Source organism: Mycobacterium sp. NPDC050551 (genome assembly GCF_040674075.1).
In the GTDB taxonomy this organism is placed as follows: domain Bacteria; phylum Actinomycetota; class Actinomycetes; order Mycobacteriales; family Mycobacteriaceae; genus Mycobacterium.
Window position 1 is genome coordinate 611,133 of the sequence record NZ_JBFARC010000003.1, and the last position, 21,313, is coordinate 632,445.

Consider the following 21,313-nt stretch of genomic DNA (forward strand, 5'->3'; position numbering starts at 1 on the left):
AAGGAGAAGTTCCATGAAATTCAGGTTCGCCATCGTGATCGCCGCGGCGATCGCTGCGATCCTCGCGCTCGCGGGTTGCCAGTCCGGCTCCGATTCCGGCAGCGGTGACGGCGGGAGCGGCCAGGACGCCGCCGCCCTGCTGCAGCAGTCCGCCGAGGCGATGCGCGGTCTGACCGGCGCGCACGTCGTGCTCACCGCCGAGGGACAGGTGCCCAACGTCAAGGTGACCACGCTGGAGGCCGACATCTCCAACAAGCCTGCACCGGTGGGGACCGGCACCGTCACCCTCGACATGGGCGACGCCCCCGGCACCGCGAAGATCATCTATGTCGACGGTCACCTCTACTCCGACATCGCCGAGCCCGGCACGTTCGTCGATTACGGCGACGGCAACTCGATCTACAACATCTCGGTGCTGCTGGACGCCAACAACGGCCTCGCCAACGCACTGACCAAGATCAAGGACCCGAAGTCCGACGGTAGCGAGGACATCGACGGCACGAAGACCACGAAGGTCAGCGGCACCGTGTCCACCAACGACGTCTCCGCACTGGTCGGGCTGCGCCGCGCACCGGAGAAGGAGAAGACGCTGCCGATCACCGTGTGGATCGCCGACGGGGACCCGCACTACGTGGTCCGCGCGCAGATCGCGCCGACCGACGACGCCAAGCTCACGATGACGTTCTCGGAGTTCGGCAAGCAGGTCACCGCCACCAAGCCCGCCGTCTAGCGGCCGCAACCATTCTCGGAAAGGAACACCAGACCATGAAGAAGACCACGACCCTGCTCGTCGCCGCCGTGGCTGCGGCCTCGTTCAGCACCGTCACCTCGGCGCCGGCCAACGCCGCGCTGTACTACGGCGCGATCGCCTACTCCGGCAACGGGGCCTCGGGCACCGCGTACAACTACTCGAGCCGCAGTGAAGCCGAGACGCTGGCCGAACTGGTCTGCGGCTACACCGACTGCGACACCCTGACCAGCTTCACCGGTTGCGGTGCGGTGGCGCGCAATTCGACACAGGCCTACGGCGGGTCCGGCCCGACGCTGGCCGCCGCGCAGCGCAAGGCGCTGGCCAGCCTGCGCTCCAGCAGCGGCCCGGGCTACATCGACGCCTGGGCCTGCAACAAGGGCAGCTGACGCGACGGCCGACCGGCCCGCTGATCCGCGCACCGCGCAGCGGCGGGCCGGTTGCTCCGACTCCGAAGGGATCACGTGTACCACGGAAACCGTCCGCCGTACCGGCCCCCGCTGTATCCGCAGCAGCCGGGCCACGGCTATCCGCCGGCGCCACCGGGTTACGGCCATCCGCCCTTTCCGCCGGGTCACGGTGCGCCGCCGCCGGCGCGTCCGCGGACGCTGCTCTTCGGGCTGCTGGCCGCCGTGGTCGCGCTGTCGATCGCCGGTGCCCTGGCGTTCTTCATGGCGAACAACACGGCGCCGCGCTCGTTCGCCAACGGCGGCCGGATCGACATCACCGCAGACACCGAAGCCGTCTTCGTCCGTGGCCAGAAACCGGACGGCGTCCGTTGCACAGCCGTGCGTACCGGCGGCCAGCGGATCACGCTGCCGCACTTCAGCGGATGGCCGAATACCGTCGGCGGCGGACGGGGCCGCGGCTATCGCGCCGTGGCGACGCTTCCCGGCGGCGGAGGCTCGCTCACCGTGACGTGCAGCGGAGTCTCGTCGGACAGGCTCTACGTGGGTGAGGCCCCGTCAGTCGGGCCTCTGCTCGTCATCGGCTTCGCCTTCGCGGTGCCCACACTCGCGGTCCTCGCCGTCGCGATCGTCATGCGGCGCAGGATGTACGGGCCGAGCCTCCGGCCGCCGGCAGGCACCCGCTAGCCCGGCCCCGGGATCACAGCACGCCGAAGCTCGACGTCACCCATCGGATCGGGTCCGCGCAGCGGAACGGCGCGATGCCGCGGGAGTGCAGCCGGTTGCCGCTCGGCGGCTGGCCGAGCGCCGACACCACGAAGTACCGGTGCGCCAACATCATTCCGTTCGACGGGTTCTCCACCGCGGCCACCATGCCGCCGCCGTGCAGCCGGGTCAGCAGGCTGCGCACCTCCTGATGCAGCAGTTGGCCGTCCGTCTCGTCGTAGTACTGGCCGTCGGAGGTGTCACGCAGGTACGCCGCACCGGCGTTCGACATGATCAGGTTCCACTCGGAGCCCTCGACGTCGCGCAGCACCCGCAGCGCGTCGAACTTCGACAGGATCACCGCCAGCTTGGGCTGCGACGACCCGACGGCCTGCAGCATGTTGTAGAGCACGCCGCGCGGATCGCCGCCGCTGAACATCTGCACCGGCAGCAGGTCCTGCAGCTGGTCGCGAATGGCCTTGACCCGCAACGGGTCGAACATGAAGAACACCGCGTCGGCATTGGCGAAGAACCGGAACGGCGGCGCATGCAGGTCGCCGGATTCCATGTCCTCGCCCGCGACGTCGCGCAACACCAGGAATCGCCGAACACCGTGCCACACGCCGATGCTGAACATCAACGGCTCCCGTTGATGTGACGCCTGGGTGTCCACGGTCGGCGTCGGCGGCACGAGGCCGCGCTGGACGTACAGCGGTGTCTCGTAGTTCAGCGAGTACGCCGCGGCGGTGGCGCGGGTGACCGGTTCCATCGACACCCCGAGCCGCTCGCACAACAACTCGAGCTGCTTGACCAGCACCGCGATGTAGAGGCTCTTCCCGGTGGCGCGGGCGCCCGCCATCGCGATGCAGATCGCGTGCCCGTTGCGCCAGCCGTCGGGCAGCGTGAAGTGGCAGACCGGGCAGATCTCTATCGCCTGCCCCTGCAGTGCCCTGCTGGCCTCCTCGATCGGCGGCGGCGGGCCGTCGTAACCGACCGGCCGCGCCCACGTGTACAGCGGACCGCACTCGGCGGGGGCGCCGAGGTACGCGGTGGCGACCTCGTCGCGGTAACGGGTTCCGCCGGCCTGCGGGGACAGCGTCCACAGGTGTTCCGCCGGACTGAGCGCGCTGAAACAGCGGGGGCACTTGGACATCAGCGGCCCCACCGTGTCCGGATGGCCGGCGACGACTGCGCCTCGGCGCCACGCGCGAGCAGTCGCCCGGCGACTTTGCGGGCGCGCCGCAGTGCGCCGTCGGACCTGTCACCGGACAACTGCGCCATCGCCATCGCCACCGATCCGGCGTCGACGCCGTCGGCGCCCGCCCTCGTCATCAGCACCCGGTTGGCGAGCTGCCAGGACATGTCCACGAGCGGGTCGCCGGTGGGGGCGATCTCCTCGTCGGGGTTCCAGCGCAGGGCCGCGACGGCCAGCACCACGGCCGGGTTGAGCAGGCGCGCGTCCAGCAGCGCCGTGGCGTGGGTGAACGCCGTGCCCGCCACCGCGGGATCACCCGCCAGCGCGACGCACGCCGAGGGATACGGCTGTCCGGACGCCGCGGCGATGAGTGCGAACGTCACCAGCCGCTGGGCGCAGTCGGGGTGGATGCCCTCGGGGCCCACCGACTCCGCCGCGATGTCCCACAGCGGTGTGTAGGCCGCCTGATGGGTCGTCGCGTAGCCCTGCTGCACCCAGACCTGGGGCTCGATGAGTCTGGCGCCGGCGCAGGCGACCGCGACGTGGTCGTCGTTGGCGGCGAGCACCACGCTCGCGAGCCGCGCCAGTTCCGGTGAGTCGGCCGCGCCCATCAGCGTGCGGATGGCGGCCGCGCCCGGCACCGCGTCTCCCGCCGCGGCGAGCAGGTCGCCGGGCGGCCACCCGGTCTCGGCGGCCATCTGGTCGAATCTGGTTGAGCCGCATGACCGTAGCCACCACAGCGCCGCAGTGCGGTCGGCGGTGTCGCTGGCGCCGTGCCGTAGTGCATAAGTGCCGCGGACCGCGGCCCTGGTCCAGGTCTCGTCGTGGGGTCGCACCTGGGTGAGCTCCTCGGCCGAAGGTGCGGTGACCCCGTCGGCCAGCCAGTCCAGCACGTCGTCGGGCAACGGCACCGCACCGTCGGTGCAGTCGGCGTCGGCCAGCAGCGCCGCGGCGAGCGCGAGTCTGGTCGGGGCGCCGACCTGTCCGTCGAGTCCGCCCACCAGCGACGGACCCTGCTGCGCGTCCCGCAGCCGCGGCACCACGTCGGCGTCGACGGCGGTCCGCACCCGGGTGTCGTCGACCCCGGACCGGATCAGCAGGTCGGCCAGCCGCAGCACCCGGTGCGGTCCCGCGGCGCGGGCCGACGCCACGGCGGGTCCGATCGCGGTGTCGAGCTCCCCCGGCACCGGCGACCCGCGAAAACCGCGCTCGCTCACCGGAATCGGGCCCGGCTGCGCCAGCCACGCGTCGTCCGTCACGGCGCGGCGCAGGTAGGTGACATCGGCGAGCTCGCCCGCGGGTCCGGCCGATGCGCGTTCGACGGCCTGCCACGCGTCGCGGGTGCTGTTGCCCAGCACCCAGTGCATGACCCCGGAGATGGTGCTCGCCACCGCGGGGTCGCGGGCCGCGCCGGGCGGCGAGTGCGCGGCGATGACGGCGCGGGCCTCGGCCTCCGCGTCGGAGAACTCGTCGTACTTGGCCACCGCCATCGCCATCGGCCACGCCGGATGCAGTCCGACGTCGCCGGCCTGCGCGGCGAAGTGGTCGATCTCGTCGAGCACCAGCCGTGCCGACTCGGCGTCCAGCAGCACCACCTGCGCCATCGCCGACCACGCCGTCACGGCGATGGTCTGTCCGCCCGCGGTGCGGTGCGGCTGGCCGTCCAGTTCGCCGAGCCACAGCGTGTCGGTCTCGCTGATCACCAGCGCGTCGGGGGGCAACCGGTCGACGTCGGCCAGCGGCACGGCGGTCAGGTGCTGCCGGCCCTGCACCGCGAGGCCGAGCTGTTCGGCTCGGTCGAACGTCGAGAAGTTCAGTGTGCCTGCGGTTCCCGCCGACATCAGGAAGCTGACCAGCCCGATCCACTGGGCGGCGGACTCCGTCGACTCGACGCCGAGCACTACCGGCCTGCCGCCGGCCAGCGCCGCGGCGACGGCGTCGAGCAGGCCGAGCAGTGTGGCCAGCCGCCAGGTCGACGGGTCGAGCGCGAACGCCACCACGCTCTCCCTGGTGACCACGCCGCCCGGCTCGGGAGCGTCGTCGGGCAGCGCCGCGCCGGCCACCGCCGGCGGTCCGTACGGGCAGAGCCACCGCGGCGAGCGCCACCATTCGATGGGCCGCCGGGGAGTCCGCTCGGGTGTGCGGTCGAGCACCGCGTGGGCGAATACGTTGCCGGGTCTGCCGGTGCTGTCGGGACCGGCGGGCACGGTGTGCCAGTAGCCGGCGGCGTCGCGGCCGACGCGCCGGAAGGCCAGCCGGCGGGGACCCTCGGCGAGCTGCTGGGTGGTCGGATAGGCGGGCAGCGGCCGCACCGGGTTGAAGACGGTGCGCACACCCGAGACGAGGGTCTGGATCTCCTCGGTGGTCAGCGCGCCCGCGGTCTGTTTGACCTGCCAGCCGCCGACGGTGCCCGCGGCGTCGAAGGACGTGTAGCTGAGCTGGCCGTACCGTGTGGTCACGGGGCCGCCGGGGTGAGTCGCAGGGTCTCGACCGGCGGATCCAGCAGTGCGATCACCCGCAGCCGCAACGGTGCCGGGGTGTTGACGAACAGCCGGATCCAGCCCTGCCTGCCGCGCAGATTCGCCGCCCACAGTTCGGTGCCGCCGCTGGTGCTCAGCTGTGACCATCTCAGCTCCTTCGAGGGCTGCGCGGCCAGCTGACCGTGCTCGTCGAGCGGCGCGACGTCGACGGGTTGCCCGTCGTAGATGGACAGCGGGATCCGTTGGGGATTGTTGACCAGCACGAAGACCGGCGAGCCGGGCAGGTCGTACTCCGAGCGCATCGCGATGGTCGCGGTGGTCGGTTGACCGTCGGGGCCGCGGCCGATTCGCACGCCGTACTGCAGCCGCAGCAGGCCGTGGTAGTCGATGCTCGCGGTGGCGCCCATGATGCGACGGCCGCCGGAGAACGCCACCGGGGCCAGGTGCAGCGAGCAGCCGCCCAGCGGGAGCTGGCCGGCGAACTGCATCCCGCCGTACCGCTCGTACTCCTCGAGCGTGATCTCGAACGAGGTGCCCGCCATCGCGGCCCGGGCGTCGTAACCCTTGGGCGCGACGTACACCACCACCGCGGCGGCGCCGTCGGGCCAGTCGAAGGTGAGGACCTGCTTGTTGCAGTACTCGGCGAGGTCGATGTCGCGGATGAGGCCGGTGCGCACTGTGGAGAACGTGGCGCCCAGTCGGGCCCGGTCGCCGATCAGCGTCACGGGGGTGAAGTAGGCGCGGCTCCACTCGTTCGGCCAGGAGACGCCGACCATCGTCGTCCGCACATTGCCGTCGGCGTCGCGCTGCTCGGCCACCGGCTGCGTCAGCCGCATCTCGTCGGCCAGCCCGACCTGTTCCAGTGCGCCGCTGGGCAGTTCAGTGGCGTCGGCGCCTGCGCTGGGGCCGTCCTCGGTCCGGTAGATCACCACCTTGCCCGCAGGCGGATTCGTCCAGGTCAGCTCGAGCATGGTGCCGTCTTCGCTGCCGCCCGAGACGCCCAGGTCGGTCACCGGCAGCAGCACCGCGGAGACCTCGACCTCGAATGCGGTGGCCTCCGAGAGCCGCAGCACGCCCTCGACGGGCGCCGCGCACCGCGCCCGGTAGAGGTAGCGCCTGCCGCGGTCGACTCCGGTGTCGACGAAGCCGTTGAGATTGTCGCCGTCAGGCAGGATGCGGTATTGCGGCCCATCCTGATCGGCGTCCTCGGCGGGCACCCGGTAGAGATAGACCGCGCTCACACCGGCGGGCACCGACCACTGCCCGATCACCCGGCCTGCGTCCTCCCGCACCACGAATTCGGCCAGCGGGCTGATCAACATGCCCGAGGCGTGCAGCACCGGCTGGGCGGCCAGCGCCTCAGCGTGGGTGGCGCCGGCGTTGGCCCACACCTGGAAGCTGCGCACCGCCGAGGATGCCGTGCGTTCGTCGGTGGCCGACAGCTCGGCGGTGACGGCCACCAGTTCGGCGCGGTCCGGTGAGTGGGGCGGGCCGTCGTCGCCGCTCACCAGGCGGTAGAGGACGACGGCGGCCGCTGTGGTTTCGTATGCGGGCCAACGCAGTTCGAGTGCACCGCGGCCACCGCTGACGTCACGGCGGCGGAACAGCGCGATCGGGTGCACCTCGCCCCCGGGGGCGCTGCCGTCGAAGGGCGCGAAGTTGGCGGCGGCGGGTGGCGGCTCGTCGAACGGCACCGGGTCGGTGGCGGCGAAGCCGCCGGTGTCGGTGCCGGTACCAGCTTCTGTGGTGTGGTGCCTGCCGGTGTTGCCGGTGCTCACCGGGGTGGTGCTACCGGGATCGGCCTCGAGTTCGCGCAGCACCCTGGCCATGTCCTCGGCGTGCTCGGCGGCCGAGCCGGGGAGCATCGCGCGGACCTGGTCGACCTCCGTGCGGCCAGAGCGCAACACCAGGCGCAGGTGGGCTTCCTTGAAGCTGCGGGCGGACACCGCACCGGAATCGATGAGTTGCTGGCGCCATTCGAGCAGCGACTGCAGCCGCGGATCGTCGTCGACGGGGTGCGGATCGGTCATCGGCGGCACACCAGCGCGATGCTCGGAGCGAGGGGGGATGTACGGGCAACGGGTGGCTCGAGCAGAGTGCCCCCGGGCTGCATCACAGCAGTGTATCCGAGTGTGCTGCAGCCCAGCTGCGCCTATTTCACCCACGCCCGGTTCGACAGCAGCCGCAGCCCGTTGAGGGCGACCAGGATCGTCGATCCCTCGTGACCCGCGACGCCGAGCGGCAGCGGGAGGTGGCCGACGAGGTCCCAGGTGACCAGCGCGACGATGACCGTGGCCGCGATGACCAGGTTCGCCACCACCACCCGCCGGGCCCGCCGGGCCAGCGCGACGACGGCGGGAATGGCGCTGAGGTCGTCGCGGACGGTGACGGCGTCGGCGGTCTCGATGCTCAGGTCGGCGCCGCTGCGGCCCATGGCGATCGAGGTGTGCGCGGCGGCCATCGCAGGCGCGTCGTTGATCCCGTCGCCGACCAGCAGCACCCGTCGGCCGTCGGCCTGCAGGGCGCGCACGGCCTCGACCTTGTCGGCGGGCATCAGCCCGGCGCGGACATCGGCGATGCCTGCTGCGTCGCCGAGGTGAACGGCGGCGAGGCGGTGGTCACCGGTCAGCACGACGGGGTCGCCGGCGGTCAGCTCGCCGATCGACGCGACCGCATGCGCGGCGTCCCGGCGCAGGCGGTCCGTCAGGCCGAGCACGCCGACCGCCCGGTCGTCGACGGTGAGCACCACGACGGTCGCGCCGGTCTGTTCGAGCGCGGTCACGGCCGCGATCCCGCCGAAGTCCGCGCCCGCCAGCACGGCGACCCGGTGGCCGTCGACCTCGGCGCTCACCCCGCGGCCCGGCAGCGCCAGGAAGTCGTGCGCCCGGGGCACCTTGAAACCGCGGCGACGGGCCTCGGCGAGGATTGCCCGGCCGATCGGATGCTCGCTGTACTGTTCCGCGGCCGCGGCGGTGCGCAGCAGGTCGTCGGCGCCGCCACCGTCCAGCGCCGTCACCTCGGTGAGCACCGGGGTGCCGTGCGTGAGCGTCCCGGTCTTGTCGAACGCCACCACGGTGGTGTCGGCGAGCCGTTCCATGGCGACCGCCGACTTGACCAGCACGCCGTGCCTGCCTGCGTTGGCGATCGCCGACAGCAGTGGCGGCATGGTGGCCAGCACGATCGCGCACGGCGACGCGACGATCATGAACGTCATCGCGCGCAGCAGGGTGGACTGCAGATCGGCACCGGCGAGCAGCGGCACGACGAACAACGCGGTGGTCGCGACCACCACCGCCACCGAGTAGCGCTGTTCCACCTTCTCGATGAACAGCTGGGTGTGCGCCTTGGTGGCCGAGGCCTCGGCGACCATCGCGACGATGCGGGCCACCACGGTCTGCGACGGCTCCCGGTTGACCGAGATCCGCAGTGCGCCCGGCCCGTTGAGCGTGCCCGCGTAGACGTCGTCGCCCGGCGCCTTGGTGACCGGCATCGGCTCACCGGTGATCGACGCCTGGTCGACGTCGGACGCGCCCTCGATCACCGTGCCGTCGGCCGAGATCCGCTCCCCCGGCCGGACCATCACCTCGTCACCGACGACGAGGTCGGCCGCCGCCACCGTCGTCTCCTCGCCGCCGGCGCCGATACGGACCGCGCGTTCGGGCGCCAGGTTCAGCAGGCTGCGCACCGAGTCCCTGGTACGCCCGGTCGCGACGTCCTCCAGCGCCCCGGACGTGGCGAAGATGACGATCAGCAGGGCGCCGTCGAAGATCTGGCCGATGGCGGCCGCGCCGATCGCCGCGACGATCATCAGCAGGTCGACGTCGATGCGCCGCTCGCGCAGCGCCTGCAGTCCCTCGAGCGCCGGGGCCCAGCCGCCGGTGACGTAGCAGGCGAGGTAGAGCGTCCACCACACCGCGTCGGGCAGGCCCGCGAGCTGGGCGACCGCGCCGGCGCCGAACAGCCCGAGCGCGACCGTCGCCCATCGCACCGATGCGACCGACCAGCAGGCGGCGCGCCAGCCGGACGGCGTCTCACGACGGGTGGGTGCGGCGGCTTCGGCAGTCGTCATCACGCCTAGATGTATACATGTACAGGTCTACATGTGTCATCTGTCCGGGTGGACCCGTGTTTCAATGAACGCATGGGTCATGGCGTGCAGGGCCGGTCGACACCACCGGCCGCACTCGACGCGTCGTCGGCCGCCATGATCGCCGAGACGCTGCAGGCGCTGGCCTCCCCCAACCGGCTGCGCATCCTCACCCGGCTGCGCCAGTCACCCTGCACGGTGACCGAGCTGTCCACGGCCGTGGACATGGAGCAGCCGGCCGTGTCACATCAGTTGCGGCTGCTGCGGGCACTGGCGCTGGTGGCCGGCGACCGCAACGGCCGCAACATCGTCTACCGGCTCTACGACAACCACGTCGCGCAGCTGCTCGACGAGGCGGTCTACCACATCGAGCACCTCCGGCTCGGCGCGCGCGACACCACCGCCTGATCAGCTGTAGGGCGGATAAGGGTTGTCGCGCAACATCTTCGCCAGATACAGGGCGTTGCGGGCCGCCGACGCGGTGGTGCTCTCCACGGCCTCCGGCGTCTCGTCGAGATCCTTGTAGTCGGTGCCGCCCATCGCCTGGTCGTTCCAGTAGGTGCAGCCCTGCGCGGGGATCGTGTAGCCGATGTCGTTGAGCGCCTGGAACAGGTCGGCGACGATCTTGTGCGCGCCGTCCTCGTTGCCGACCACCGTCGCCAGCGCCACCTTGCCCACCTGGCGCGGCCGGCCCGCGTCGTCGGTCTCCGACAGCTCGGCGTCCAACCGCTCGAGCACCCGCTGGGCGACGCTGGACATGTGGCCGACCCAGGTGGGCGTCGAGACCACCAGGATGTCGGCGGCGACGATCTTCTCCAGGATGGTCGGCCACTGGTCGCCGTCGCCCATATCGGCCTCGGTACCGGGCGCCACCGCGTAGTCGACCACCCGCAGGCTCTCGCACTCGGCGCCTCCGTCACGCAGGTGCTTGAACACCTGCTCGGTGATCACCGAGCTGCTCGACTCTTCAGGGCTCGACTTGAGCGTGCAGACCAGACCGAGGGCACGCAGTGGCTTGTTCGCTGATGAGGTCATGATTCCCGGCGTACCCGGCCGCCCTCGGTGTAACCGCCGTTGCACCCCGCGCCGGGCAGAGAATACGATTCTCCCTGACCGCGAATCCGTCTTCCCTCGGAGTGCTCATCACCACAACGCTCGCCCTCGACGTGCCCCGCCCGGGTGTCGCGTTGCTCCGGCTGAACCGGCCCGCGCGCCTGAACGCCGTCAACGGCGAGATGCGCGACGAACTGATGCAGACGCTCGCCGCGCTGGCCGCCGACACCACCGTGCACGCCGTCGTGCTGACGGGCAGCGGTCGCGGCTTCTGCTCCGGCATCGACGTCCGCGACTTCGGCCCCGGCACCGTCGCCGCCGACGCCCCGGCCATCGACCGGCTGCGGTTCCAGGAGTCGATGGCGGCGCTGCCGACCGCCGTGCGCGACCTCCCTCAGCCGGTGATCGCCGCGGTGAACGGGCCGTGCGTCGGCGCGGGCCTGGCGCTGTGTCTGGCTTCTGATATCCGGATCTGTTCCACCACAGCGACATTCGGCAACGCGGCGATCCTGCTCGGGCTGTCCGGCGCCGAGATGGGCATGAGCTACCACCTGCCGCGGATCGTCGGCACCAGCGTCGCCGCCGACTGGATGCTGACCGGCCGCACCGTCACTGCCGAGGAAGCCGACCGCCGCGGACTGGTCAGCCAGCTCGTCGAACCCGACGCACTGCTCGACCGTGCGCTCGACCTCGGCGCGGCCGTCGCCGGCCTGTCCCCGCTGGGCGTGCAGCTGACCAAACGCGCACTGCACGTCAACACCGATGCCGGTGATCTGCACGCGGCGCTCGAACTGGAGAACCGCAACCAGGTGCTCACCCATGCCACCGACGACGCGGCGGCACGCAGGCAGAAGTGGTCGTAACCACAGTTCGACGGAAGGACATCGCGTGGCCTGGGATTTCTGTACCGACCCGGAGTGGGCTGCTGAGCTCGAATGGGTCGAGGACTTCGTGCGCTCCGAGTGCGAACCGATCGATTACGTCGTCAAGGAGTCGCACGACCTCAACGACCCGGTGCGCCAGGCCCTGATCCCGCCGCTGCAGCAGATCGTCAAGGACCGCGGGCTGTGGGCCACCCACCTCGGACCGCATCTCGGCGGGCCGGGCCACGGCCAGGTCAAGCTCGCGCTGCTCAACGAGATCCTCGGCCGGTCGGAGTGCGCGCCTATCGTGTTCGGTTCGCAGGCCCCCGATTCCGGCAACAGTGAGATCCTCGCGCACTACGGGACGCCGGAGCTGAAGGCGCGCTACCTCGAACCGCTGCTCGACAACCGCATCATCTCCTGCTTCTCGATGACCGAGCCGCAGGGCGGCGCCGACCCGAAGGTGTTCACCACCACCGCGACCGAGGACGGTGACCACTGGGTGATCAACGGCGAGAAGTGGTACTCGTCGTTCGCGTCGATGGCGTCGTTCATCATCGTCATGGCGATGACCGACCCGGATGCCCCGCCCTATCAACGCTATTCGATGTTCGTGGTGCCGGGTGACACGCCGGGCATCAACGTGCTGCGCGACGTCGGCCTCGGGTACCAGCCGCTCGGGGGCGGCGGCCGGGAGGGCTACGTGCGGTACGAGAACGTGCGGGTGCCCGCCGATCACATGCTGGGCCCACGGGGCGGGGCGTTCGTGGTCGCCCAGACCCGGCTCGGCGGCGGCCGCATCCATCACGCGATGCGCACCGTGGGGCTGGTGCGGCGCATCTTCGACATGATCACCGAACGCGCGGTGTCGCGGCACACCCAGGGCGAGGTGCTGGCGAACAAGCAGATGGTGCAGGAGATGATCGCCGACTCGTGGATGGAGATCGAGGCCTACCGGCTGCTGACGCTGCAGACCGCGTGGAAGATCGACAAGTACAACGACTACAAGGCGGTGCGGGCCGACATCTCGGCGGTCAAGGCGATGATGCAGAAGGTGCTGCACGACGTGTCGGCGCGGGCCCTGCAGATCCACGGGTCGCTGGGCACCTCGCACGAAATGCCGTTCGTGCAGTACATGACCGAGTCGTTCGTGCTCGGACTGGCCGACGGGCCGACCGAGGTGCACAAGGTGACGCTGGCGCGTCAGCTGCTCAAGGACGTCGAACCGTCGCCCGACGCCTTCCCGTCCGAACACCTGCTCCGGCGCCGCGACGCCGCGGAGGCCAAGTTCGCCGACCGGCTCTCCGGCGTCGCCAGGGGCTGACCGTCAGGCCAGCAGCGCCCGCGCGCGCGCCAGCAATCCCGGAAGCACCGGTGCCATCGCCTCGAGTTCCGGTCGTGGCGACGTGCGCCTGCGATTGTGCTTGACGATCAGGCCCCAGGTGGCCGCCGACTTGAAGCATGCGAGCGCCATGAACCATGCGGCGTCGGATACGGCGCCGTACCGCTCGAGCAGCTCGTCACGCGGCGGCACCGCTCCGGCGTGGGGTGACCGCCGGGAGTAGGTCGCCGGATCGGCGTTGACCAGGAACCAGCCCAGGTCGATGCGCGGATCGCCGACCGACCAGATCTCCCAGTCGATCACCCCGGTCACCGAGCCGTCGACGGCGAGCAGATTGCCCAACCGGAAGTCGCCGTGCACGATGCTCGGCCCCATCGGTGCGGGCAACCGGGCGCGCAGTGCGTCGGCCGTGTCCGGCCAGTCCGGGGCCAGTGACCGGTCCACCGTCTGCAGCGTCGCACACCAGCGGTCGATCTCCGCCGCGGCGCCGACCACCGGTTCGCCGGTCACCCCGAGGTCCGCGGGCGTCAGACGGTGCAGCGTCGCCAGGACATCGGTGGCATGCCGGAAACGTTGAGCGACAACAGGATCCGTCGCCTCGCCGGGTGGGTCGAAGAGCGGTTCGAAGCTGTCACCGGCCACGCGGGTCATCACGAACAGCGGCGGCACCGCCGGTGGGTCGCCCGCGTCCTGCAGCAGCACCTCGGGCACCGGAACCGCGGTCGGACCGAGCGCGGAGATGATGCGGGCCTGCCGGAGCACGTCGCGGTGGGCGGTGGGCGGCGCACCCGCAGGCGCCACCTTGACCACCACCGGACGCCCGTCGAGGTCACCGGCGAAGGTGAGGCTGGACGCACCGCCCGTCAGCGGCCGCAGACCGGAGACGCCGCGCGGGGCCAGCCGGTCGGCGAGTCCGTCGGGCAGGGTCAGGACAGTGCCCCGATCTCCCGCAGGAACGACTGGGTGCGGGCGATCCGGCCGGTCAGCGTGGCGGGGTCACCGGTGCACAGCGCCAGTGCGGTCTCGGTGATCAGCGAGATGTCCTCGGTGTCCACCTTGGCGAGGTCGAGCGCCCCGGCGCCCTCGGTGGCGACGGGGTTGGTCGGGGCGGCGGCGTTGACGGCGATGCCGTCGGCGTGCAGCTCGGCGGCCAGGCTCATGGTCAGCCGGTTCAGGGCCGCCTTCGCGGTGCCGTAGATCCCGAAACCCGCACTGCGGTCGAACTCCGAGAACGGCGGCCCCTCGGGCAGATCGCCCCCGACCGATGTCAGGTTGAGCACCCAGCCCCGGCCGCGCTCACGCATGGCCGGGATGGCCAGCTGGGTCAGGTGCAGCGGGGCGAGCACGTGCATCTCCATCATCAGCCGGACCCGCCGCTCGGGGAACGTGTCGAGTGGGCGGAGGAACGTCACCGCTGCGTTGTTGACCAGGATGTCCGGCGCGCCGATGCGCTCGACGACCTCGGCGAACATCCGCTCGCGGTCGCCGGGGTCCGAGAGGTCGGCGGCGACCGCGATCCCCGATCCGCCTGCGGCGGTGATCTTCTCGAGCGTCTCGACCAATGAGCCGGAGTACTTGGGGTCCGGTTCGGCGGTGCGGGCGGTGAGCGCCACCACGGCGCCCTCGGCGGCCAGCCGCTGGGCGATCGCGCTGCCGAGGCCCCTGCTGCTGCCGGTCACCAACGCGACCATGCCGGCACAACGTCCCACCACCGCGCCCACCTCCCGATCTGAGAACGCCTTATCCATTTACGAGAATGACGTTACCCTCGGGGCGGTCGAGAAGGAGTGAACATGCCGGAATGGTGGCTGTACCTACCGCAGAGCAGGCAGGGCATCGACGACATCGTCATGCGGGCCCGAGTCGCCGAGGCGAGCGGATTCACCGGCATCGCGATGCTCGACCACCTCGAGACCCCGATGGCCCCCGACAGCCCGATCTGGGAGGCGATGATCACCGCGACCTGGGTGGCGGCCCGGACCGAGCGGCTGCGGGTGGGGCATCTGGTGCTGTGCGACCCGTTCCGGCACGCGGCGACGCTGGCCAAGGAGGCGGTCACCCTCGCCGAGGCCTCCGGCGGCCGGTTCGAGCTCGGCCTGGGTTCCGGATCGATGCCCGACGAGCTGGCGCGGTTCGGGTTCGGCACCGCCAGCGGACGCGAGCGGGTCGCGGCGCTCGCGCAGACGCTGACCGACCTGAAGCGGTACTGGGCCGGGGCGCAGCAGCCCGTTCCGAGCGCACCGATCCCGCTGCTGCTCGGCGGGGTGGGGCCGCGGATGCTCGGCCTGGTGCGAGAGCACGCGGACTGGTGGAACCTGCCCGCCGGCTACGTGCACCGGCTGCCGGAACTGCTCCCGCAGATCGGCACGGCGCGGGCGTCGGTGCAGCAGATGGTCGGCTTCGTCGGCCGCGACGCCGACCGCGACGCCGTCATCGAGAAGAGCCGGCGGCGCTGGGGCCATCTGGGTTCCGGGCTGGTCTGCGGCGACGCCGCCGAACTCACCGACCACTTCGGCACGCTCGCCGAGCAGGGCGCACAGCGCTTCTACGTGTGGTTCGCCGACTTCGCCGCGCCGGACACCGTCCGCGAGTTCGGCGAGACGGTCCTCACCGCACACCACTACTAGGTGTCGTAGTAGCGGTGCCGGTAACGTGCGGCGGGTGAGCACACCGGTCTCCCGCGCACGCTGGATGCGTGGCGGGCTGGTCGGTGTCTGCTCGACCGTCTTCACCACGGGTGCACACGCCGCCGCCGGCGGCGGCCTGCCCAAGGGCTCCGCGCTCGTCGTCGCCGCGCTGGTCTGCCTCACCGTCGGCGGCGCGGTCGGCGGCCTGCAGCTCACCGGGCGCCGCACCCGCCCCGTGGTGCTCACCGCCGCGCTGGCCGTCGCCCAACTGCTCGGCCACCTCGTGATGGCAGGCGGACACCACCACGCCGGCGGCGCCGGGCTCAGCCGGGGCATGATCGCGGCCCACCTCGCGGCCGCCGTGGTGCTCGGCGTCGCGATCTCCGCGGTCGAATACGCCTACGTGGTGGCCGCTTCGGTGCTGCGCTGGTTGCGCCTGTTCGCCACGGCCACCGCAGGCCCCGTCCCGGCAGTACGCCGCTGGACGACGAATGTCGCTGTGGTTCTTCCGGTTCTGCCGCATTCCGGCCTCGGGATGCGCGCGCCGCCCGCGGGTCTGCTTCCGGCCGCCTGACGGCCACCCTTCGCCTTCGTCGCCGCCGTCACACCGACGCGGCGTCTTCCCATACCCGCTGACCGCCGCACGCGCGGCATCACGTCGGCGGCGCCGCATCGCGTGCCGCGCCGCCCCGGCCCGAAGGGCTCACACCTGTCATGACCACCACCCCGGACGATGACGTCCACACTCCACTCGACCCGTCCGGCGCGCCGCCCGCCCGGCAGCGGTTGCGCGGCCTGCGTCCGCTGCTGATGCGCCTGCACTTCTACGCCGGCGTCTTCGTCGGCCCGTTCATCTTGATCGCCGCCGTCACCGGACTGCTCTACGCGCTCATCCCCCAGATCGACACCTTGGTGCACCGCCACGAGCTGACCGTCGCGCAGGTCGGCGAGCAACGCCTGCCGCTGTCCGACCAGCTCGCCGCCGCACGCGCCGCTCATCCGGAGGGCACCGTCGCGAGCATCCGGCCGCCGGCCGCGCCGGACGAGACCACGTGGGTGCGCCTCGCGGTCGACGACGTACCGCCCGACTACGCCCGCACCGTGTTCGTCGATCCCTACTCCGGGGAGGTGCGCGGCGCGCTGACCACCTACGGGCAGTGGCTGCCGACGCGCGCATGGTTTGACCAACTGCACCGCAACCTGCACCTCGACGCCGTCGGGCGCAACTACAGCGAGCTCGCGGCGAGCTGGCTGTGGGTGATATCGCTGGCCGGGCTGGCGCTGTGGGTCCTGCACCGGCGCGACACCCGCAAGCTGCGGCGGCTGGCCGCACCGGACCGCGACAGGAAGGACCGGCGGCGGACCATGTCCTGGCACGGCGCCGTCGGGGTGTGGGTGGTGGTCGCGCTGCTCGGCCTGTCGGTCACCGGCATCACCTGGTCGCGCTACGGCGGCGAATCGGTCGACCTCATCCAGGCCCGGCTGAACTCCTCGGCGCCCGTTGTCGACACCGCATTGATCGCCGCGCCGGGACCGGACACCACCGCGGGCGATCACCATCACGGCGGCCACGGTGGGGCGGCCGCCACCGACAGCAGCGGCGCCGACGTGGTGCTGCGCTCCGCCGAGCGGGCCGGGCTGCAGGGCCCGATGTGGCTCTCGCCGCCCGCCGAGGCCGGTGAGGCGTGGCAGGCCGCCGAGAACAAGCGGGACTGGCCGACCCGGGCCGACGCGATCGCGGTCGACCCGGACAGCGGCGCCGTCCTCGACCGGGTGAACCAGGCGGACTGGCCGTTCCTGGCCAAGCTCAAGGACTGGGCGATCGACGCGCACATGGGCGTGCTGTTCGGCGTGGCCAACCAGATCGTGCTCGCCCTGGTGGCCGTCGGGCTGATCACCGTCGTCGTTCGCGGTTATCGGATGTGGTGGCAGCGCAGGCCAACCCGAGGATCGGCGTGGGCCGCGGGCCGGCCGCCGCTGCGCGGGACGCTGCGCAATCTGCCGCCCGCCGCGACCACCGCGCTCGTCGTCGCCGCGGTGGCGGTGGGCTGGTTCCTGCCGCTGTTCGGGCTCAGCCTCGCGGCGTTCCTCGTGGCCGACCTCGTGGTCGGTGCGGTCAAGCGACGCAGCGCGGCCGCCGATGCGTAGGGCACTGTCATGTGCCGTCGTCGCGGCGGGCCTGCTGCTGAGCGGCTGCACGTCGCAGGACGACCACCACGACGAGTCGATGGCGGACGCGGTCACGTTCTCCGAGCAGTGGGTGAGCGCGTCGGACACCGGGATGGTCGGGGTGTTCGGCAACCTCACCAACACCGGCCATCACGACGCCCGCATCGTCGGCGGCGAGTCGCCGGCCGCCGGCCGGGTGGAGGTGCATGAGGTGGTGGCCGACGGCGACGGAAAGTCGATGCGGCCCAAGGCCGGTGGCATCGCGGTGCCCGCGGGCGGCAGCCACCAACTGGCCCCGGGCGGTGACCATCTGATGCTGATGGACCTCAGGGAGCCGATGCAGCCAGGCGCCGACGTGGCGCTGACCGTGCTCTTCGAGGACGGCTCCGCGCTGCCGGTCACCGCGCAGGTGCGCGACTTCCCCGGCGCCGACGAGGAGTACCACCCCGCCGCGTCGCCACACCACCGTGGCTGAGCGGTTCGCGGTCAACCGGCGGCACCTCCTCACCGGAGGTGCCGCCGCACTGGCCGCCGGTGCCGCGCTCACCCAGTGCAGCGCCGCGCAGTCCGCCACCCCGGCAACGGGATTCGGGAGCTCGGTCGAACCGTTCTTCGGCCCCCACCAGGCCGGTGTCGTCACCGCGCCGCAGGCGCACGCGCTCTTCCTGGCACTCGACCTGCGCGCCGACGGGTCCCGCAGCGCCCGCGACACCCTGGCCGCCGTGTTGCGGCTGTGGACCACCGACGCCGCCCGGCTCACCCAGGGCCGACCTGCGCTGGCCGACACCGAGCCGGAGCTGGCGCAGCGGCCTGCCCGCCTCACCGTCACCGTGGGTCTGGGGCCCGCCGCGTTCGACCGCACCGGCCTGGCGCGCCTGCGGCCACCGACGGCCGCCGATCCGCCTGCCTTCCGCACCGACCGGCTGGACGCCCGGTTCTGCGGCGGCGACCTGCTGCTGCAGATCTGCGCCGACGACCCGATCGCCGTCTCGCACGCCAGCCGGGTGCTGCTGAAGAACGTACGGGCCATGACGATCCAGCGGTGGCGGCAGCGCGGGTTCCGCAACGCCCACGGCGCCGACCCGTCGGGCGGGACGATGCGCAACCTGATGGGCCAGCTCGACGGCACCGCGAATCTGCACGGCGACGCGGCCTTCGACCGGCTGGTGTGGGACGGCGGCGAGGCGCAGCGCTGGTTCGCCGGTGGCACGGTGCTGGTGCTGCGCCGGGTGCGCGCCGAGATGGACACCTGGGACGAATTGGACCGCACCAGCAAGGAACTGGCGGTGGGCAGGCGGCTCGACACCGGCGCCCCGCTGACGGGCAGGCACGAGACCGACGAGCCCGACCTGACTGCGACGGCCGGCGGCATCCCGGTGATCCCGCCCAATAGCCACGTCGCGCTGGCCCGCCACCGCAACGACGGTGAACGGTTCCTGCGCAGGCCCTACAACTACGACGACCCGCCCGCGGGCGACCGCACCACCGACAGCGGACTGATCTTCGCCGCGTATCAGCGGGATCCGGCTGTCCAGTTCGCGCCGGTGCAACAGCGCCTCGCCGAGGCGGACGCACTCAACGAGTGGACCACCACCGTCGGGTCGGCGACGTTCGCGGTGCTGCCGGGGGTCGAGGAAGGCGGATACCTCGGACAGGCATTGTTCGAGAGTCGCTGAGCCACGCCGTTGCGACATATCCGCCCGCGGCGGCCAGCAGGGCGAACTTGATCGACGCCGCCAGGTGCGCGCGTCGCGTGTGTACGGCAATTTGATTGCCGCTCAACACGTTCAGCAGCGATACACCCTCGATCGCGTCGCCGGCGACGGCGCCGACCACGAGCAGCACCGGCGTGGGCGGGTGGCCGAGAACCCGCCGCGCACGGTCGACAAGCAGGCCGGCGAGGACGCCGTAGGTGGCCATGTAGCCGAAGTCCAGCCACAGGGACGTCCGCGCCGTGCGCCGGCCTCGGGGACCCCACCGGGTCATGATGCTGTCGGCGCGGGCAGGAGTGCGGGCCAGCTCGAACGGGATGATGCCTGGGCCGCCGGTCCGGCGCAGCCGCCGCTCGAGAACCATCATCAGCGCGGTGTAGCCGAGGAAGGCGGCCGTGGCGTAGCGGATTCGCGCGTCGGGTATTTCGGGTGCCTGGCCTGCCGAACTCCGCGACATGGTGCAGTCCCCCACGTGACATCGTTGGTGCGTCGTGGTGCAACGGTAACGCCGGCCGCGCGTCGGCGATGAGTTCGTGGCCCTACCGCGGTCTTCACCAGCACCCGAACGAACGGAGACTGCAGTGCCTCGAACGAACCTGTCGATGTCGATATCCGCCGATGGCTACGTCGCCGGGCCGCACCAGAGCGTCGACCACCCACTCGGAGTCGGCGGAGAGCAACTGCACGGTTGGCATCTCGGACCTGCCCGGGACCACCCAGCCAACCGCCAGGTGGTTGCGGATATGCTCGACGACATGGGCGCGACGATCATGGGCCGCAACATGTTCGGGCCGATCCGCGGCGAGTGGGGTGATTCACCGTGGCGGGGCTGGTGGGGCGACGAGCCGCCCTACCACTGCCCCGTGTTCGTTCTCACCCACCACCCGCACGACCCCATCGAGTTGTCCGGCGGGACGACATTCCACTTCGTCACCGATGGCGTCGAAGCCGCGTACGCGCTCGCGGCGGAGGCAGCGGGCGACCGCCCGATCTCCATCGCGGGCGGCGCGTCCTGCGCCAGGCAGGCACTGCACGCCGGACTCGTCGACGAACTGGACCTCCAGGTGAACCCGGTCATCCTCGGGTCGGGCGAGCGACTGCTCGACGGGTTCGCGGCAGGCCACCCGCAACTCGAACTGGTCCGAGTCATGGAGGCTCCCGGCGTCGCTCACCTGCGGTACCGCGTCGTCCGCTGAGCGGTCCCGAAGTCGTGATCGGTAGTGGGCTCATGCCGAGACGCTCTGTCCTGCGTCGCGGCCGGACCCGCCGGGACGGGAAACCGTGAGAGGAAGACATGAACGCCACCCGCATCGGAATCGCACTCACCACCGGAGTCCTCGCGATCACCGCGTTGAGCGGCTGCTCGAAAGCCACGGAGATCAGGGACGTGGCAGCCCAGGCGGCCGAGCAGGTCGTCACGTCGGGAACCGAAAGGATCACCCAGGCCGCGGCGGGCGGCGACCTGTTCACCGCTGAGGGCATCGACGCCGCCTACACGGCGGTCGAAGAGAAGGTCGGCGCCGATCCGATGCAGGTGGTCGAAGTGACGATCATCGCCGGCACTCTCACCGTCCAGGCCGTCGATCCGAACGCCCCGACCGAACTCAACCAGTGGAGCTACACCGCAGGCGTGGTCGGGCCGTCGCGTCCGGTCGACTACGGCGACGATGTCGAGGCTCTCGGCGAGAACCTGTTCTCCGTCAACGAGGTCGACACCGGCGCCATCGAGGCGGCCGTCGCCGGCGCGGTGACGATGGCCGCGATCCCCGGCGGCGAGGTGCAGAGCGTGATCGTCAAGCGGAACATCCCGTTCGACGAGAGCGTGACCATGTTCATCAACGTCGAGGGCGAACGCAGCAGCAAGCAGGTGCGCGCCGACGTCTCGGGCACCATCACCGACGTGGTCTAGGAGCGTGATCGACGGG

At 71.5% G+C, this 21,313-nt stretch carries 21 protein-coding genes; 13 read left to right on the plus strand and 8 right to left on the minus strand.

Annotation, left to right across the window (positions count from 1 at the left end):
* The first annotated feature begins 13 nt into the window (after positions 1–13).
* The 3 genes from AB0K11_RS15330 (at position 14) to AB0K11_RS15340 (ending at position 1,842) form a co-directional block, all read left to right on the plus strand.
* A complete protein-coding gene (locus AB0K11_RS15330) occupies positions 14–730 on the plus strand; it encodes an LppX_LprAFG lipoprotein (RefSeq protein WP_364977847.1) in 717 nt (238 codons plus the stop codon).
* 35 nt (positions 731–765) lie between these two features.
* Positions 766–1,137: a DUF4189 domain-containing protein gene (locus AB0K11_RS15335; RefSeq protein ID WP_364977849.1), complete on the plus strand. Its 372-nt coding sequence runs from the start codon at positions 766–768 to the stop codon at positions 1,135–1,137.
* A 75-nt stretch (positions 1,138–1,212) separates the two neighbouring features.
* A complete protein-coding gene (locus AB0K11_RS15340) occupies positions 1,213–1,842 on the plus strand; it encodes a hypothetical protein (protein ID WP_364977851.1) in 630 nt (209 codons plus the stop codon).
* Positions 1,843–1,855: 13 nt separating this feature from the next.
* Here AB0K11_RS15340 and AB0K11_RS15345 read toward each other — a convergent pair whose 3' ends face one another.
* From AB0K11_RS15345 to AB0K11_RS15360, 4 genes are all read right to left on the minus strand, one after another.
* The gene (locus tag AB0K11_RS15345) at positions 1,856–3,013 is read right to left on the minus strand and encodes a hypothetical protein (RefSeq protein WP_364977853.1); all 1,158 of its coding nucleotides are present in this window, start codon (positions 3,011–3,013) and stop codon (positions 1,856–1,858) included.
* Positions 3,013–5,514, minus strand: a complete 2,502-nt coding sequence (locus AB0K11_RS15350; protein ID WP_364977855.1) for a hypothetical protein — start codon at positions 5,512–5,514, stop codon at positions 3,013–3,015. Before AB0K11_RS15350 ends, AB0K11_RS15345 begins: the two co-directional genes overlap by 1 nt.
* Complete coding sequence (locus AB0K11_RS15355; protein WP_364977857.1) at positions 5,511–7,565, minus strand: hypothetical protein; 2,055 nt, start codon at positions 7,563–7,565, stop codon at positions 5,511–5,513. Before AB0K11_RS15355 ends, AB0K11_RS15350 begins: the two co-directional genes overlap by 4 nt.
* Before the next feature lie 122 nt (positions 7,566–7,687).
* Positions 7,688–9,604, minus strand: coding sequence for a heavy metal translocating P-type ATPase (locus AB0K11_RS15360; RefSeq protein WP_364977859.1), 1,917 nt, complete (start codon positions 9,602–9,604; stop codon positions 7,688–7,690).
* Positions 9,605–9,676: 72 nt separating this feature from the next.
* Between AB0K11_RS15360 and AB0K11_RS15365 the strand changes: the two genes are divergently transcribed.
* Positions 9,677–10,030 (plus strand): metalloregulator ArsR/SmtB family transcription factor, encoded by a 354-nt coding sequence (locus AB0K11_RS15365; protein WP_364977861.1) that lies wholly within the window; start codon positions 9,677–9,679, stop codon positions 10,028–10,030.
* On the opposite strand, the gene AB0K11_RS15370 is transcribed toward AB0K11_RS15365, so the two are convergent.
* Positions 10,031–10,657 (minus strand): NAD(P)H-dependent oxidoreductase, encoded by a 627-nt coding sequence (locus tag AB0K11_RS15370; protein WP_364977863.1) that lies wholly within the window; start codon positions 10,655–10,657, stop codon positions 10,031–10,033. It abuts the gene before it with no gap.
* 101 nt (positions 10,658–10,758) lie between these two features.
* On the opposite strand from AB0K11_RS15370, the gene AB0K11_RS15375 reads away from it, so the two are divergent.
* Positions 10,759–11,538 carry an enoyl-CoA hydratase-related protein gene (locus AB0K11_RS15375; RefSeq protein WP_364977865.1) on the plus strand — a complete coding sequence of 260 codons (780 nt, stop codon included), beginning with the start codon at positions 10,759–10,761 and terminating at the stop codon, positions 11,536–11,538.
* 25 nt (positions 11,539–11,563) lie between these two features.
* Complete coding sequence (locus AB0K11_RS15380; RefSeq protein ID WP_364977867.1) at positions 11,564–12,862, plus strand: acyl-CoA dehydrogenase family protein; 1,299 nt, start codon at positions 11,564–11,566, stop codon at positions 12,860–12,862.
* A gap of 3 nt (positions 12,863–12,865) precedes the next feature.
* On the opposite strand, the gene AB0K11_RS15385 is transcribed toward AB0K11_RS15380, so the two are convergent.
* Both AB0K11_RS15385 and AB0K11_RS15390 read right to left on the minus strand, forming a co-directional pair.
* Positions 12,866–13,810, minus strand: coding sequence for a phosphotransferase family protein (locus AB0K11_RS15385; RefSeq protein WP_364978507.1), 945 nt, complete (start codon positions 13,808–13,810; stop codon positions 12,866–12,868).
* Entirely contained in the window at positions 13,807–14,592 is a 786-nt protein-coding gene (locus AB0K11_RS15390; RefSeq protein WP_364978510.1) for an SDR family oxidoreductase, read from the minus strand. The genes AB0K11_RS15385 and AB0K11_RS15390 overlap by 4 nt, the downstream gene beginning before the upstream one ends.
* Before the next feature lie 81 nt (positions 14,593–14,673).
* Here AB0K11_RS15390 and AB0K11_RS15395 point away from each other — a divergent pair, with 81 nt between their 5' ends.
* The 5 genes from AB0K11_RS15395 to AB0K11_RS15415 all read left to right on the plus strand — a co-directional run bounded on the left by AB0K11_RS15395 (position 14,674) and on the right by AB0K11_RS15415 (position 19,352).
* Positions 14,674–15,507, plus strand: a complete 834-nt coding sequence (locus AB0K11_RS15395) for an LLM class flavin-dependent oxidoreductase (RefSeq protein ID WP_364977869.1) — start codon at positions 14,674–14,676, stop codon at positions 15,505–15,507.
* Positions 15,508–15,541: 34 nt separating this feature from the next.
* A complete protein-coding gene (locus AB0K11_RS15400; protein ID WP_364977871.1) occupies positions 15,542–16,081 on the plus strand; it encodes a hypothetical protein in 540 nt (179 codons plus the stop codon).
* A gap of 140 nt (positions 16,082–16,221) precedes the next feature.
* Positions 16,222–17,655 carry a PepSY domain-containing protein gene (locus AB0K11_RS15405; protein WP_364977873.1) on the plus strand — a complete coding sequence of 478 codons (1,434 nt, stop codon included), beginning with the start codon at positions 16,222–16,224 and terminating at the stop codon, positions 17,653–17,655.
* Positions 17,648–18,151, plus strand: a complete 504-nt coding sequence (locus tag AB0K11_RS15410) for a copper chaperone PCu(A)C (RefSeq protein ID WP_364977875.1) — start codon at positions 17,648–17,650, stop codon at positions 18,149–18,151. The genes AB0K11_RS15405 and AB0K11_RS15410 overlap by 8 nt, the downstream gene beginning before the upstream one ends.
* On the plus strand, positions 18,144–19,352 hold the full coding sequence (locus tag AB0K11_RS15415) for a Dyp-type peroxidase (protein ID WP_364977877.1): 1,209 nt from the start codon (positions 18,144–18,146) through the stop codon (positions 19,350–19,352). Before AB0K11_RS15410 ends, AB0K11_RS15415 begins: the two co-directional genes overlap by 8 nt.
* Here AB0K11_RS15415 and AB0K11_RS15420 read toward each other — a convergent pair.
* Positions 19,252–19,845 carry a hypothetical protein gene (locus tag AB0K11_RS15420; protein ID WP_364977879.1) on the minus strand — a complete coding sequence of 198 codons (594 nt, stop codon included), beginning with the start codon at positions 19,843–19,845 and terminating at the stop codon, positions 19,252–19,254. The two genes, AB0K11_RS15415 and AB0K11_RS15420, sit on opposite strands and share 101 nt — an antisense overlap.
* A gap of 124 nt (positions 19,846–19,969) precedes the next feature.
* Between AB0K11_RS15420 and AB0K11_RS15425 the strand changes: the two genes are divergently transcribed.
* Together AB0K11_RS15425 and AB0K11_RS15430 are read left to right on the plus strand one after the other, a co-directional pair.
* On the plus strand, positions 19,970–20,584 hold the full coding sequence (locus AB0K11_RS15425; protein ID WP_364977881.1) for a dihydrofolate reductase family protein: 615 nt from the start codon (positions 19,970–19,972) through the stop codon (positions 20,582–20,584).
* A gap of 98 nt (positions 20,585–20,682) precedes the next feature.
* A complete protein-coding gene (locus AB0K11_RS15430) occupies positions 20,683–21,297 on the plus strand; it encodes a hypothetical protein (RefSeq protein WP_364977883.1) in 615 nt (204 codons plus the stop codon).
* Positions 21,298–21,313 lie beyond the last annotated feature (16 nt).

Bases quoted from the DNA above. Each gene is read 5' to 3' on its own strand.
- AB0K11_RS15430 (WP_364977883.1), top strand. From the start codon at position 20,683: ATGAACGCCACCCGCATCGGAATCGCACTCACCACCGGAGTCCTCGCG.
- AB0K11_RS15405 (WP_364977873.1), top strand. From the start codon at position 16,222: ATGACCACCACCCCGGACGATGACGTCCACACTCCACTCGACCCGTCC.
- AB0K11_RS15355 (WP_364977857.1), bottom strand. From the start codon at position 7,565: ATGACCGATCCGCACCCCGTCGACGACGATCCGCGGCTGCAGTCGCTG.
- AB0K11_RS15330 (WP_364977847.1), top strand. From the start codon at position 14: ATGAAATTCAGGTTCGCCATCGTGATCGCCGCGGCGATCGCTGCGATC.
- AB0K11_RS15365 (WP_364977861.1), top strand. From the start codon at position 9,677: ATGGGTCATGGCGTGCAGGGCCGGTCGACACCACCGGCCGCACTCGAC.
- AB0K11_RS15370 (WP_364977863.1), bottom strand. From the start codon at position 10,657: ATGACCTCATCAGCGAACAAGCCACTGCGTGCCCTCGGTCTGGTCTGC.
- AB0K11_RS15335 (WP_364977849.1), top strand. From the start codon at position 766: ATGAAGAAGACCACGACCCTGCTCGTCGCCGCCGTGGCTGCGGCCTCG.
- AB0K11_RS15360 (WP_364977859.1), bottom strand. From the start codon at position 9,604: ATGACGACTGCCGAAGCCGCCGCACCCACCCGTCGTGAGACGCCGTCC.
- AB0K11_RS15410 (WP_364977875.1), top strand. From the start codon at position 17,648: ATGCGTAGGGCACTGTCATGTGCCGTCGTCGCGGCGGGCCTGCTGCTG.
- AB0K11_RS15395 (WP_364977869.1), top strand. From the start codon at position 14,674: ATGCCGGAATGGTGGCTGTACCTACCGCAGAGCAGGCAGGGCATCGAC.
- AB0K11_RS15420 (WP_364977879.1), bottom strand. From the start codon at position 19,845: ATGTCGCGGAGTTCGGCAGGCCAGGCACCCGAAATACCCGACGCGCGA.
- AB0K11_RS15345 (WP_364977853.1), bottom strand. From the start codon at position 3,013: ATGTCCAAGTGCCCCCGCTGTTTCAGCGCGCTCAGTCCGGCGGAACAC.